Origin of the sequence: Runella sp. (genome assembly GCF_027484545.1) — a bacterium.
In the GTDB taxonomy this organism is placed as follows: domain Bacteria; phylum Bacteroidota; class Bacteroidia; order Cytophagales; family Spirosomataceae; genus Runella.
In genome coordinates, this window is the sequence record NZ_JAIXST010000167.1 from 1 (window position 1) to 13,985 (window position 13,985).

Sequence of the window (13,985 nt, forward strand, 5' to 3'; positions counted from 1 at the left end):
GGTGGACGCTAAAAGGTGTTCAACAAGTAGTCAATCTAAGAATTGCGTTAAAAAATGATGAGTGGGGCAAATTAGTCAGTCAAATAAAAATGGCAGCATGACAAACTTGTCCTACACCCAAGTTAGGCATTTGCCCCCGTTGTCTATTTTTTTGTTATAGCATTACATTGCGCGCACTGCCGATTTTATAATAAGTAGTTGTATAATTTATGAAATAAATATAATTTTTTTTCTTTTTAAGGTTATTTATAATTATTTTTGGTCGTCCCAATCCAATAAACAAAATTTTAAAATCAATACAGTCTAAATGAATAAAAGCGGTAGTGATACCATCACTATTTTTTTTATACTTATAAATGTGTCATACTTACACATTTTACTTTTTTTGATTTCTATCCCTGTATTCATAATAACCTGTCATTAATGAAATCGTTTTTTACCTTTTGCTTACTGATTGTCTCATTCCTGGGTTTCTCTCAGGACACTAAAAACCTGAAACTTTGGTACAACAAGCCTTCCGGCAAAACCTGGGAAAATGCCCTGCCCATCGGCAATGGGCGACTGGGGGCCATGGTGTATGGGAATGTGGAAAAAGAAACGATTCAGTTGAATGAACATACTGTTTGGTCGGGAAGTCCTAACCGTAACGATAACCCAGAAGCATTGGCCGCCTTACCCGAAATTCGCCAATTGATCTTTGACGGGAAGCAAAAAGACGCTGAACGGTTGGCCAACAAAGCGATAATTACTAAAAAATCGCACGGACAAATGTTTCAACCTGTTGGGAATCTACACCTCACCTTTGAAGACCACGAAAATTACACCGATTATTATCGGGAATTGGATATTGAACGAGCCGTTGCAAAAACCACTTATACTGTCAACGGCGTAAAATATACAAGGGAGATTTTAGCCTCTTTTCTGGACCGGGTAATCGTGATGCATCTGACAGCCGGCAAGCCGGGAAGCCTTTCGTTTATTGCTTCTTACGCTACGCTTCATAAAAAAAGAGCAATAACCGCGATGGCCCCTAACGAACTCACCCTTTCCGGAACAACTTCGGACCACGAAGGCGTAAAGGGAATGGTCAATTTCAAAGGCATTTCCCGGATCAAAACCGAAGGCGGAACGGTTGCTGCCAACGACACTTCCATTACGGTAAAAGAGGCCACAACCGCCACCATTTATATTTCCATTGCCACCAATTTTAATAACTACAAAGACATCAGCGGTGACGAGAACGCCCGGGTAACTGCGTATCTGAACAAAGCCTATCCGAAATCCTTTGCTACTATTTTACCCTCCCATATAATGGCTTACCGAAAGTACTTCAACCGTGTTCAATTTGATCTGGGAACAACAGAAGCGGTGAAACTCCCTACCGACGAGCGCCTTAAAAACTTCCGTGCGGCCAATGACCCGCATTTAGTTACGCTTTACTATCAGTACGGGCGGTATTTACTGATTTCCTCCTCACAACCCGGCCGCGACGGCGTACCGAGTCAACCGGCCAATTTGCAGGGGATTTGGAATAACAAAATGAACCCACCTTGGGATAGCAAATACACCATCAACATCAACGCGCAAATGAACTACTGGCCCGCTGAGAAAACCAATCTGGCCGAACTTCACGAGCCGTTCTTGAAAATGGTGAAAGAACTCTCAGAGACTGGGCAGGAAACAGCGCGGGTTATGTACGGGGCAAAAGGTTGGATGGCCCACCATAATACCGATATTTGGCGGACAACAGGCGCTATCGACGGAGCCTTTTGGGGCATGTGGACAGGCGGTGGCGGCTGGACCGCCCAACACCTTTGGGAACATTATCTGTACAGCGGTGATAAAGCCTATTTGTCTGAAATTTATCCAGTTCTGAAAGGAGCCGCTGCATTTTATGCTGATTTTTTGGTAGAACATCCCAAGTATCATTGGCTGGTCATCAACCCGGGTAGCTCGCCCGAAAACGCTCCGAAAGCCCACGCGGGTTCGTCGCTGGATGCCGGTACAACGATGGATAATCAAATCGTTTTCGACGCATTCAGTACGGCCATAAAGGCCGCCGGAATCCTGAAAAAAGATGCTGCTTTTGTGGACACGCTTAGGAAATTACGCGGTCGTTTGGCTCCAATGCACGTGGGGCAACACGGCCAATTGCAGGAATGGCTGGATGACGTAGACGACCCCAACGATCATCACCGTCACGTTTCGCATTTGTATGGGCTGTTTCCTGCCGTACAAATTTCCGCCTATCGCACACCCGAACTCTTCAATGCTTCCCGTACCACGCTGATTCATCGCGGGGATGTCTCCACGGGCTGGAGCATGGGGTGGAAAGTCAACTGGTGGGCCCGTTTGCAGGATGGAAATCATGCCTATACCCTGATTCAAAACCAACTTACGCCACTGGGTGTCACCAAAGACGGAGGAGGAACTTACAATAATTTGTTTGATGCGCACCCTCCTTTTCAGATCGACGGGAACTTCGTCTGTACGTCGGGCATCACCGAAATGCTTATGCAGAGTGCCGACGGGGCGGTGCATTTATTGCCGGCCTTGCCGGATGTATGGAAAACAGGCCGCATCGGCGGATTGCGAGCCATCGGTGGTTTTGAGGTAGTGAATATGGAGTGGAAAAACGGTAAGCTGACCAAGGTAGAAGTTAAATCAACCCTTGGCGGTAACCTTCGCCTTCGCGCTGCGAATGGCCTGAAATTGAGTAACGGAGGCACATTAAAAAAAGCATCGGGTCAAAATCCTAATCCGTTTTATGCCGTGGAAGAAACACCGAAGGCCATTATTTCTCCCAAAGCAAACCTGACTCCGCTCACGTTGAAAGAAACGCTCCTGTACGATATGCCTACCCAAGCTGGGAAAGTATATTCGCTGGTAGCTCAATAATATAAACCGTAAAAATTGATTTAAACCGCCACATAAAATGTTTAAAAATAGTCTCTTTTTGTTAATGACGGCTTTATGTTTTGCAATAAGCCACCTTAGTTCAGCTCAAACGGTTACGCTGCCAAACCCTATCCTGACGGGTTTTTACCCCGACCCGAGCATTGTCAAAGTAGGGCCTGATTATTATTCCGTACATTCTACTTTTTCCTATTTCCCTGGTTTGCCAATCATGCACAGCCGTGACCTGAAAAACTGGAAGCAAATCGGTAATGTGATCAACCGCCCGTCACAAATGGAATTTATGGGCGAGCGGATGACACGCGGGCTGTTCGCCCCTGCCATCAGTTATTACAAAGGCACGTACTACGTTACCTGCACGGATATTGACCATGATGGAAATTTTGTTGTAACGTCCAAGAATCCTGCGGGTCCCTATAGCAATCCGGTGAAAATTCCGCAGGTAAAAGGGATTGACCCGTCCATTTATTTTGATGAAGAAACCGATAAAGCTTACATCATTTACAACAGCGATGCTCCCGACCGTAAGCCGTTGTATTCGGGGCACCGCACCATTCGAATGTACGAGTTTGATTGTCAAAATCTGAAGGTAGTAGGTGAAGAAAAACAGTTGGTGAATGGCGGTGTAGATTTGTCTAAAAAACCCGTTTGGATAGAAGGACCGCATATTTTGAAACGTAACGGTTGGTACATCCTGTACGCCGCCGAAGGGGGAACCTCCGTCAATCACTCACAGGTGGCACTGCGCAGCAAAGATATTTGGGGCCCTTATGTCCCGTTTGAAGGCAATCCGGTGCTGACGCAAAGAGGCTTACCCGCCGACCGACCCAACCCCATTACTTCCGCAGGTCACGCTCAATTTATCGAAGGTCCCGATGGTAATTGGTATTCAATTTTTCTGGCGGTACGCCCCTACGAAGGTGATTTTTATAACACGGGTCGTGAAATGTTTATTGCTCCACTGACGTGGGTTAACGATTGGCCGATGATTGAACACGGCGAAAAAGCCATTGAATACAACTACAAAACCAACATCAAAGAAGTAAAGCAGAAAGGGGCTTTACCGCAAAACGGCAACTTCGCTTATACGATGACGTTTGATAAAGGGCTTGATCTTTCGCTGCTCTTTTTGAGAACGGTGGATAGCAGTTCATTTAAAACCTCCAAAGCAAACGGACTTACGCTTACACTCAAACCAGAAACGATTTCAGAAACCGGAAACCCTTCGTTTGTAGGTAAGCGTCAACAACATTTAACGAGCACTGCCGAAACTGAAGTGATTTTTTCTCCAGAAACGGATAATGAAAAAGCGGGTTTGGTGATTTTTCAGGACGAACGTCATTTTTACTTCGTGGCCAAATCAAAAAAAGACGGAAAAGACGTAGTTCAACTCTTCAAGAGCAAAGACAAGACAACAGAGTTGGTTACCGAAGTGCCTTTAACTTCCACTGCTGCCAAGGTACATTTCAAAATACAGTCAGAAGGTGCATTGTATAGCTTCTATTACTCGAACGATGGAAAAAACTGGAATGTATTGAAAGATCAGATAGACGGTAAGTTTCTCAGTACAAAGGCAGCCAATAGCTTTATTGGTTGCGTGTATGGCCTGTATGCTACTTCATCTGGCGAAAAATCCGAGAATTCTGCCTCATTTAAATTCCTGAAATACAGCGGCAACGATTCAATGTATAAGTGATAAATAAGTACCTAATGAAAAAAAGTATTTTCGGATTTTTACTGTTCGTTGCTTTTGTGTTAGTTGGTGAATCAGAAGCCCAAGACAACCAAGCTCACAACCCCATCATTTTTGCCGATGTGCCCGACATATCCATGATTCGTGTAGGAAATACGTACTACATGAGCAGTACCACCATGCACATGAGTCCGGGCTTGCCAATTATGAAATCAAATGATTTGGTCAATTGGCAGTTAGTAGGCTACGCCTACGACACCTTGGCCAATGTTGATGCACTCAATTTAACCAACGGCAAAAGCACGTACGGACGAGGTTCGTGGGCAAGCAGCCTGCGCTTTCATAAGGGTACCTACTACCTAACGACCTTTGCCCAAACCACGGGCAAAACCTACATCTATACCACCAAAAACATTGAAAAAGGACCTTGGAAAGTATCGACCTTTAAGCCTGCCTATCACGACCACACATTGTTTTTTGACGGAAATGACAAAGCCTATTTGATTTACGGAGCGGGAAAACTCAAATTGGTTGAACTAAACGACGACCTCACAGGCGTACGGGAAGGAACAACCGAAACGGTGGTCATTGAAAACGCAAGTTTACCCGCTGGAAACAACATCATGTTGGGCGCAGAAGGCTCCCAAATTTTCAAGCACGATGGTAAATACGTCCTTTTCAATATTTGTTGGCCTCGTGGTGGAATGCGGACGGTGATTATCCACCGCGCCGACAAAATCACCGGGCCGTGGGAAGGCAGAATAGCCTTGCAGGATTTGGGCGTAGCGCAGGGGGGCTTGATTGATACGCCCGATGGCAAATGGTTTTCTTATCTCTTTCGTGATTTTGGCGGTGTGGGGCGTATCCCGTACTTAGTTCCTGTCAAATGGGAAGACGGCTGGCCGGTGTTGGGCGAAAACGGCAAAGTCCCCGAAACGCTTGATCTACCGACCAACAAATCCCTCATTCCCGGCATCGTTGCTTCCGATGATTTCACCCGTAAAAAAGGCGATGCCGCTTTGCCGTTGGTTTGGCAATGGAATCATAATCCTGACAATAACTTGTGGTCGATTTTCGAAAGAAAAAGCTTTTTACGGTTAAAAACTGGGCGGGTTGATACCTCGTTTGTGTTGGCTCGAAACACCTTGACTCAGCGCACTATTGGCCCCGAATCAACGGGCTCGACCTTACTGGATGCATCTAATATGAAAGAAGGTGATTTTGCAGGTTTGGGATTGTTACAAAAGAATTTTGGCTTGGTGGGGGTTAAGGTTAGTAAGGGTCAGAAATCAATTGTCATGCTCAGTGCCAATACGGGTAAACCCGTTGAGATTGAGAAAATTCTGCTTACCCAAAGCACTGTCTATTTCAAAGCCGAGTGTAATTTCAGAAACCGCGCCGACATTGCGCATTTCTTTTACAGTCTTGACGGGAAGGTTTGGACAAAAATCGGTGAGCCACTGAAAATGCCGTACACCATTCCGCATTTTATGGGCTATCGTTTCGGCCTTTTCAATTATGCTACCCAAACCGTGGGCGGTTTTGCCGATTTTGATTATTTCCGAATTGAGGATACTATTTCAAAGAAATAATGACCTATTCTTAACCACAATGTTCGCTAAGTATACACAAAGGTCTCTAAGTTGTTTTGTGCCCATCGTGCCATTCTTTGAGTTCTTTGTGGTTTAAAGAGACAGTTATAAGTTTATAATCATTTCATAATGAAATACTTACTAAGTTTTCTGATTGTTTGGGTCGTTGGAAGCCTCAGCGCTCAAGCCCAAGACCCTAACTTCCATATTTATCTCTGCATCGGGCAGTCAAATATGGAAGGGCCAGCTAAAATTGAGCCGCAGGATACGCTTGTGGATAACCGACTTCAACTGCTTGCGGCTGTGGATTGCCCTGAATTGGGACGAACGAAAGGCAATTGGTACATGGCCAAACCACCTCTTTGTCGCTGCAATACCCGCCTTTCACCCGCTGATTATTTCGGACGGACGTTGGTGGCAAATCTGCCGCAAAACGTAAAAGTAGGCTTTGTTCACGTAGCCGTGGCAGGAAGTAAAATTGAGATTTTTGATAAAAAGGATTATAAAGTTTACCTCGATACATCAGCCAAAGAAAGGCCGTGGATGATTAATATGGCTAATCAATACGGCGGGAATCCGTACGAACGATTGGTCGAAATGGCGCGTTTAGCGCAAAAAGCAGGAGTTATCAAAGGCATTTTGCTGCATCAGGGCGAGTCCAATACGGGTGATAAAGGTTGGCCGATGAAGGTCAAGAAAATCTATGACGATTTGCTGACCGACCTGAACTTACCCGCCAATTCTGTTCCGTTGCTGGCAGGTGAATTGGTCAATGCCGACCAGGGCGGTAAGTGTGCGAGCATGAACGCTATCATTGCAACCTTGCCGCAGGTGCTTCCCAAAGCCATCGTAGTTTCTTCCAAAGGTCTGCCCGCAGTTCCTGACAAACTGCATTTCAGCAGTGAAGGAATTCGGGAATTTGGAAAACGGTATGCAGAGGTTTTGATTCAAAGCTTAAAATAGAAAATCAATACACTCTTAACAAATCAGATGAAAACCCTTACACTCTTTAAACGAATCGGCCTGTTGCTGCTGCTCCTTTTTCCTTTATTTTCTCAAAGCCAGCCCCCGCGAGCACCCTTTGTGATTTCACCCAAGGTAAATCCTGACAAAACCGTCACATTTTCATATTTAGCGCCTAATGCAAAAATGGTGCTGTTGGGTGGAAGCCAATTTGGCCAAACGGACGTGCCCATGACCAAAGATGCAGAAGGGGTTTGGTCGGTAACAGTGGGTCCTATCAAACCCGACATTTATCCGTATAGTTTTAAAGTGGATGGGATTACGGTGATGGACCCTGCCAATGTTGCGTTCTTTCCAAACGAACGTTTCAAGGCCAGTTTGGTCGAAATTCCCTCAGATGCACCAGCTGTTTATGCGCTTAAAAACGTACCCCATGGTTCGATTACTTACGAATACTATCCCTCAGTAGAAGGCTCAACGGGAACTGTGGTGATCTATACTCCCGCGGGTTACACCAAAGAAACGGCGAAAAAGTACCCAGTCTATTACTTAATCAGTGGTACAACCGATACTGAAGAAACATTCTGGAAGGTAGGGAAAGTAAACCTGATGCTCGACAACATGATTGCTGCGGGTACAACCAAACCCATGATTGTGGTAATGCCTTACGGAAACCCGTTAGCCAAAATTGCCGAACAAACGGGCAAAGACAAGCCGGCCGATGTCATGAGCCGCGATGGTGAAGATGCCCTTCGCCGTATGAAACTGTTTGAGACGGATCTTGTTGCCCAAGTCATTCCGTACATTGAAAAAAACTATCGTACCATCAACAACCGCGACAACCGTGCCATTGGGGGTTTCTCTCGCGGGGGTGGCCAAACGCTCCGTACGGCGTTCAACAACGTAGATAAATTTGCGTACGTGTGCAGTTATGCCTCCTACATTGCCCCTGCCGAGATGGACAAAAACTTCACGAGCATTACCGCCAACCCTATTAAAACTAACAAAGATTTCAAACTACTTTGGTCGGGCATTGGAAGGGACGATTTTCTTTATAAAGGCACCGTTGAGTTTGAAGACTACCTGAAAACCAAGAAGGTAAACTTCAAAAGTTACGTCACCGACGGTGGCCATACGTGGATGAATGTGAAGAAGTACCTCAATGAAACCTTACCCGTTTTGTTCAAATAAAACTATTTTCTCCGCCAACTAAACCCTAACAATGATGAAAACCCGAATTTTACAAACTCTTCTATCTTCGCTGCTTTCCGTCGGGCTATGCTATGCTCAACAATCGGCGATTACCGAGGATTTCAAACCTTCAACCTTTAATCAGCCCGGACAGGAATACCCCATGGTAAATTCGCAAGGGTATGCACGATTCAAAATAGTGGCTCCTGCCGCTGATAGCGTAAGAGTAAGTTTAGGACTTGGCGGAAAAGGCGGCACAAAACTCAAAAAAGCCGATGATGGAACATGGATGGGAACCACCGAAGGACCGATGGACGAAGGTTTTCACTATTACAATGTGAATATTGACGGTGGAAAATTTAACGACCCCGGTACTTTAAACTTCTACGGCTCTACCCGTTGGGAAAGCGGTATTGAAATCCCGGCCCACGACCGAGATTTTTACGCGCTTAAAAACGTACCGCACGGTAATGTTCAAGAGGTGCTTTTTCCATCGCCAAGTACCAATACCTCACGCAGAGCATTCGTATATACTCCACCAGGGTATGAAAAAAATACCAAGGAAAAGTATCCAGTACTTTACCTGCAACACGGTTGGGGCGAAGACGAAACCGCTTGGATGAACCAAGGCCACGCCAATTTGATCATGGATAATTTGATTGCCGAAGGAAAAATCAAGCCGTTTATTATTGTAAATACCTATGGCATGACCAACGAAGTGAAATGGGGTAGAATAAAAGACTTTAAAATCGAACCTTTCCAAACCGTTCTGATAGACGAACTTATTCCTTACGTTGACGCCAATTTCAGAACGATTGCCAAACCATCGCACAGAGCAATGGCGGGTCTGAGTATGGGCGGCATGGAAACCAAAACCATTACCCTCAATAAACCCGAGGTTTTTGCCTATTATGGTTTGTTAAGCGGCGGCATGTATGCTCCCGAAGACATAAAAGACAAATCGAAAGTCAAGCTGATTTTTTTGAGTGCGGGCAGTAAAGAAAAACCCGAAAGAATCCTGGAGGCGACGACCAAATTGAAAGAAGCCGGATTCAACGCCGTGTCTTACGTTTCTGACAAAACAGGTCACGAATTTCTGACGTGGAGACGGAGTTTGCTCGCAATGGCTCCTTTACTTTTTAAATAATCATTTAAAGTCCTTTTAACCTCAGAATGATGAAAAATTCAATAGTTGTGGTCCTTCTTTTGTGCAGTTTTATCGCCTTCGCCCAAAAAATGGAAAAAGAAATGCCCAAGGGCTATGAACAGGAAAAAGTGGGCATTGCCAAAGGCAAAATTGATACAGTGCAGTATGATTCCAAAACGGTGGGAAATATGCGTAAAACATTGGTTTACATGCCTCCCGGTTTCGACAAAAAGAAAAAATATCCTGTGTTTTACCTTTTGCATGGTATCGGTGGTGATGAAAAAGAATGGTTCAAAGGAGCAAGCCCTCAAAACATTTTGGACAATCTTTACGCCGAGGGCAAAATACAACCCATGATCGTAGTAATGCCCAATGGCCGTGCCATGAAAGACGACCGTGCCACAGGCAATATCATGGCATCCGACAAAGTTCAGGCCTTTGCCACTTTTGAAAAAGACCTGTTGAACGACCTCATTCCATTTATCGAAAAAAAATACCCTACGCTCACCGACAAAGAGAACCGTGCCATCGCAGGTCTTTCGATGGGTGGCGGTCAGTCGCTTAATTTTGGGTTGGGAAATTTGGATAAATTCTCGTGGGTGGGTGGATTTTCTTCGGCTCCCAATACCAAAGTGCCGCAGGAATTGGTGCCGGATATAGAAGCTGCCAAGAAGAAATTGAAATTGCTCTTTATTTCGTGCGGCGATGCGGACGGACTCATTGGATTCAGTAAACGTACCCACGATTATCTGTACCAAAATGACGTTCCGCATATTTATTATTTGGAAGCGGGCGGACATGACTTTAAAGTTTGGAAAAACGGTTTGTACCTATTTTCGCAATTCTTGTTTAAACCCGTTGATACTGCTTCGCTGGAGCAATACACGGTGTTGGGTACTCCCGCTTCTTCCAATGTGCGCAATGCCAAATACCCTCAAATTTTACCCGACAACCGAGTCATTTTCAAAGTAAAAGCCCCTGATGCTCATAAAGTTCAGGTAGATTTGGGTAAAAAATACGATATGGTCAAAGACACGAGCGGCTTCTGGAATGTCACCACCGAAGTTGTCAGCAGAGGGTTTCATTATTATTCGTTACTCATTGATGGCGTAGCCGTTGTTGACCCGGCCAGTGAAACTTTCTACGGCATGGGTCGTCAGGCAAGCGGCATTGAAATTCCGTACAGGGAAGGCGGTTTTTATGCGTTGAAAGACGTTCAGCACGGCGATATTCGCATCAAAAAGTATTTCTCCAAAGCCACCAACACCTGGCGAGAAATGTACGTCTATACGCCGCCAGGCTATGATAAATCGACGGAGAAATATCCTGTTTTGTACCTGCTGCACGGCGGTGGAGAAGACCAACGCGGCTGGGCTACGCAAGGTCGCACTGATTTGATTTTGGATAATCTGATTGCCGAACAAAAAGCTAAGCCCATGATTATTGCCATGCTCGATGGTAATTTTTATGGCAATGGCGGCGGAGTGGCAGGCTTTGGCGAACCCCAACTCAGGGCTTTTGAAAACGAACTCAAAAATGCCGCGATTCCATTCGTAGAAAGCAATTTTCGGGTAGAGACCGATGCCAAAAACCGAGCCTTAGCAGGTCTTTCGATGGGAGGTTTGCAAACCCTGTATGCAGGTATTAAAAATACTGCTATGTTCTCGTCGTTGGGTGTGTTCAGCTCGGGCTGGTGGGCAAATAACCCCAAACTCTCTGACCCTCAATATGAATTCATGAAAAACAATACGTCAACAATCAACGGCAACCTGAAAAATCTTTGGATTTCGATGGGAGGAAAAGAGGACATTGCTCATGCCAATTGTCAAATCATGATGAAAAAGTTTGACGAAATGGGCATCAAATTCCAATACAGCGAATACGCAGGCGGGCATTCGTGGCCCGTTTGGCGTCATGATTTGTTCGAGTTTTCACAAGTACTTTTTAAATAAATGTTCAACCAAAACCCCCAATTTTCACAATGAAAACGTTATTCTTTTCTTTATTCTTATCAATTGTCGGCATAGCGGCATTTGCCCAAAGCCCAATTGATGGCAACTGGAAAGGCAGCCGTGAAACCCCAAACGGCACCTTTGAAGTAAACTATACCTTTAAGGTAGAAGGTAAAAAATTAACAGGAATTTGGAAAACTCAAAGAGGAGAGTCTCCCATTGAGGAAGGTACTGTTGATGACAAAAAGATTTCGTTTAGTGTTTCTCTTGGCGACCGTAAAATCAGCTACACAGGCGAGTTAGTTTCTGAAAAAGAAATAGTTTTAAAAAATGAGCGTGGCGAAATGAAGCTTGCTAAACAGTAAGGAAAAAGTACCATTTAATTGACTTTTTTGAGCAATTAAATGGTACTTCACTCATAATTAACCTAATAATCCAATGATTTCGAAAAGAAACGCCAAGGCTGTAAGCGCGGCTCTGCTCATGATGGGAACATTCGCAGCGTTTTCGCAGGAAATTCCGTCGTTGAAAAACACTTTTAAAAACGATTTTGGCATCGGAACGGCGCTGAATAACGGCCAAATCGAAGAGCGTGACCCCAAAATGACGGAGATGATTGTACGTCAGTTTAACAGGGCCACCCCCGAAAACGTCATGAAGTCAGCTCTAATTCATCCAAAATGGGATACCTACGATTTTGTCGTTCCTGATAAACTCATTGAGTTCGGCAAAAAACACAACATCAAGATCAACGGGCATACCCTGATTTGGCACAGTCAGTTGCCGTCATTCATTCGCGGTATTCACAGCAAAGATTCCATTCAAACGTTTTTCACCAACCATATCCAAACTGTTGCTGGTCGCTACAAAGACAATATTTTTTCGTGGGATGTTGTCAATGAGGCACTTAACGAAGACGGAACATTACGGAAAACTGTATTTCTGGATTACCTCGGAGAAGGCTACCTCGCCGAAGCCTTTCGGTTAACGCAACAAGCCGCGCCCAACGTTGAATTGTACTACAATGACTACAACAACGAGCAACCGGCCAAACGAGCAGGCTGCATCAGTCTCATCAAGAAAATACAGGCTTCAGGTGCCCGCATCGACGGCGTAGGAATTCAAGGCCATTGGCATGTGGGGAAAGTTCCGTTGAAAGACATCGAAGAAAGCATCCTACAGTACGCCGCTTTAGGGCTCAAAGTGATGTTTACCGAATTGGACATTGAAGTACTTCCCCGTAATTTTCAGGGAGCCGATGTCAACCAACGGGTCGCCAGCAATCCTGATTTGAACCCCTACACTGCAGGCCTGCCCGACAACGTACAACAACAACTGGCTGCTGATTATGAAGCCCTTTTCAAGTTATTTCTCAAACACAAAGACAAAGTAACTCGGGTCACATTTTGGGGAGTAAACGACGGAAACAGTTGGTTAAACGGGTGGCCGGTCAGAGGCAGAACCAATTATCCTTTACTTTTTGACCGTGAAAACCAACCTAAACCGGCTTTTTATAAGGTGATTGCGTTGAAAAAGTAAGCCTTGACTGGATTGAAAATCAGGAAAAATGTCAAGTAGGGTTTGCCACTGTTACTCTGGGGGGACGCTCAAGGCTGAAAGTACAGAAGGTTTTGGCAGTGAATTCATTATGATAGTGCTGGTTGTATAATCTCTGTCAATTATCAATACAGTTGACAACCACTGTTTACCTTTTTTCAGAAGTAAAGAATAGCTTATCCATTTCATTAAACGGGGATTTTCATGATTTCATAAGACTGGAAATACTGCCGAAAATCTTTCTGAATTGGCCTTCAAGATGTTCGCATGGGCGACCCGGTTATAATGCTATCCGATTAAAACAATTCGCTGCTTAGTCGGCTTTATGGGTTACATTAAAAGTTAGAACCAAAAGTACCGCGGGTTTTGCGTAGCAAAGTTAGTGGGGTATAGATCAGCTGTATTCAAATCTCAGCGCCATCTTTGAAGATATCATCGAGATTGAAGGGTTGAAAATCTACCATTTCTGAAAAATCATACTCACCAAGCATATTGATATGCTCCCAGCTGTGGGTGGATGTGGCCAGTATGTTTTTTAACAATGCCTCTCTGTCCAAAGGCTTTTTACATCCCGCCAGAGTTTCCGATAAATGAAGCAGATTCCAACAATTAATCGAATTGGCAATCAATCTTTTGCATCCTTCTGCTGTAAGCTGTTCCCGATATGTAGCGCCGATCAGCTGTTGATTATTACCATGGGAAATTGCCTTAGCGAACTTATTACTGTTCTCAACTTTGCTCAAAACCCTTTCGACAGATTTTCGGACAGCAGGCTGATCCAGATACTGGAGTATATAAAGTGTTTTATAAATCCTACCAAGTTCTTTGAGCGCTTTGTTGTAAATTCCTGTGAAAATGGTTCATCGTCACATTTGGTGAAAGTCGGGGTTTCCCATCAGGATGACTCTTTTGCGGAGCAACTCAAAACTCGCTCTTCCATACATCTGACGCTTGATATTTTTGAGCCTGTTTAC

10 protein-coding genes are annotated in these 13,985 nt (G+C 44.7%); 9 read left to right on the forward strand and 1 reads right to left on the reverse strand.

What is annotated here, in order from left to right; translation table 11 throughout:
• Nucleotides 1-423: 423 nt before the first annotated feature.
• From Q0081_RS15800 to Q0081_RS15840, 9 genes are all read left to right on the forward strand, one after another.
• Entirely contained in the window at nt 424-2,898 is a 2,475-nt protein-coding gene (locus Q0081_RS15800) for a glycoside hydrolase family 95 protein (RefSeq protein WP_298355170.1), read from the forward strand.
• Between the two features lie 37 nt (nt 2,899-2,935).
• A complete protein-coding gene (locus Q0081_RS15805; protein WP_298355172.1) occupies nt 2,936-4,612 on the forward strand; it encodes a glycoside hydrolase family 43 protein in 1,677 nt (558 codons plus the stop codon).
• Between the two features lie 14 nt (nt 4,613-4,626).
• Nucleotides 4,627-6,201 carry a glycoside hydrolase 43 family protein gene (locus tag Q0081_RS15810; RefSeq protein WP_298355175.1) on the forward strand — a complete coding sequence of 525 codons (1,575 nt, stop codon included), beginning with the start codon at nt 4,627-4,629 and terminating at the stop codon, nt 6,199-6,201.
• 129 nt (nt 6,202-6,330) lie between these two features.
• Nucleotides 6,331-7,164, forward strand: coding sequence for a sialate O-acetylesterase (locus tag Q0081_RS15815; RefSeq protein ID WP_298355177.1), 834 nt, complete (start codon nt 6,331-6,333; stop codon nt 7,162-7,164).
• Nucleotides 7,165-7,191: 27 nt separating this feature from the next.
• Nucleotides 7,192-8,355: an esterase gene (locus Q0081_RS15820; RefSeq protein WP_298355178.1), complete on the forward strand. Its 1,164-nt coding sequence runs from the start codon at nt 7,192-7,194 to the stop codon at nt 8,353-8,355.
• A gap of 34 nt (nt 8,356-8,389) precedes the next feature.
• A complete protein-coding gene (locus Q0081_RS15825) occupies nt 8,390-9,502 on the forward strand; it encodes an alpha/beta hydrolase-fold protein (RefSeq protein ID WP_298355184.1) in 1,113 nt (370 codons plus the stop codon).
• Nucleotides 9,503-9,528: 26 nt separating this feature from the next.
• Complete coding sequence (locus tag Q0081_RS15830) at nt 9,529-11,454, forward strand: alpha/beta hydrolase-fold protein (RefSeq protein WP_409034069.1); 1,926 nt, start codon at nt 9,529-9,531, stop codon at nt 11,452-11,454.
• A gap of 29 nt (nt 11,455-11,483) precedes the next feature.
• On the forward strand, nt 11,484-11,819 hold the full coding sequence (locus Q0081_RS15835; protein ID WP_298355179.1) for a hypothetical protein: 336 nt from the start codon (nt 11,484-11,486) through the stop codon (nt 11,817-11,819).
• 73 nt (nt 11,820-11,892) lie between these two features.
• Nucleotides 11,893-12,993, forward strand: a complete 1,101-nt coding sequence (locus Q0081_RS15840; protein WP_298355182.1) for an endo-1,4-beta-xylanase — start codon at nt 11,893-11,895, stop codon at nt 12,991-12,993.
• A 422-nt stretch (nt 12,994-13,415) separates the two neighbouring features.
• On the opposite strand, the gene Q0081_RS15845 is transcribed toward Q0081_RS15840, so the two are convergent.
• Nucleotides 13,416-13,868, reverse strand: coding sequence for a Tn3 family transposase (locus tag Q0081_RS15845; protein WP_310586499.1), 453 nt, complete (start codon nt 13,866-13,868; stop codon nt 13,416-13,418).
• Nucleotides 13,869-13,985 lie beyond the last annotated feature (117 nt).

Excerpts from the sequence above, each read along its gene's own strand:
- Q0081_RS15800 (WP_298355170.1), top strand. The coding sequence starts at position 424 with ATGAAATCGTTTTTTACCTTTTGCTTACTGATTGTCTCATTCCTGGGT.
- Q0081_RS15805 (WP_298355172.1), top strand. The coding sequence starts at position 2,936 with ATGTTTAAAAATAGTCTCTTTTTGTTAATGACGGCTTTATGTTTTGCA.
- Q0081_RS15810 (WP_298355175.1), top strand. The coding sequence starts at position 4,627 with ATGAAAAAAAGTATTTTCGGATTTTTACTGTTCGTTGCTTTTGTGTTA.
- Q0081_RS15815 (WP_298355177.1), top strand. The coding sequence starts at position 6,331 with ATGAAATACTTACTAAGTTTTCTGATTGTTTGGGTCGTTGGAAGCCTC.
- Q0081_RS15820 (WP_298355178.1), top strand. The coding sequence starts at position 7,192 with ATGAAAACCCTTACACTCTTTAAACGAATCGGCCTGTTGCTGCTGCTC.
- Q0081_RS15825 (WP_298355184.1), top strand. The coding sequence starts at position 8,390 with ATGAAAACCCGAATTTTACAAACTCTTCTATCTTCGCTGCTTTCCGTC.
- Q0081_RS15830 (WP_409034069.1), top strand. The coding sequence starts at position 9,529 with ATGATGAAAAATTCAATAGTTGTGGTCCTTCTTTTGTGCAGTTTTATC.
- Q0081_RS15835 (WP_298355179.1), top strand. The coding sequence starts at position 11,484 with ATGAAAACGTTATTCTTTTCTTTATTCTTATCAATTGTCGGCATAGCG.
- Q0081_RS15840 (WP_298355182.1), top strand. The coding sequence starts at position 11,893 with ATGATTTCGAAAAGAAACGCCAAGGCTGTAAGCGCGGCTCTGCTCATG.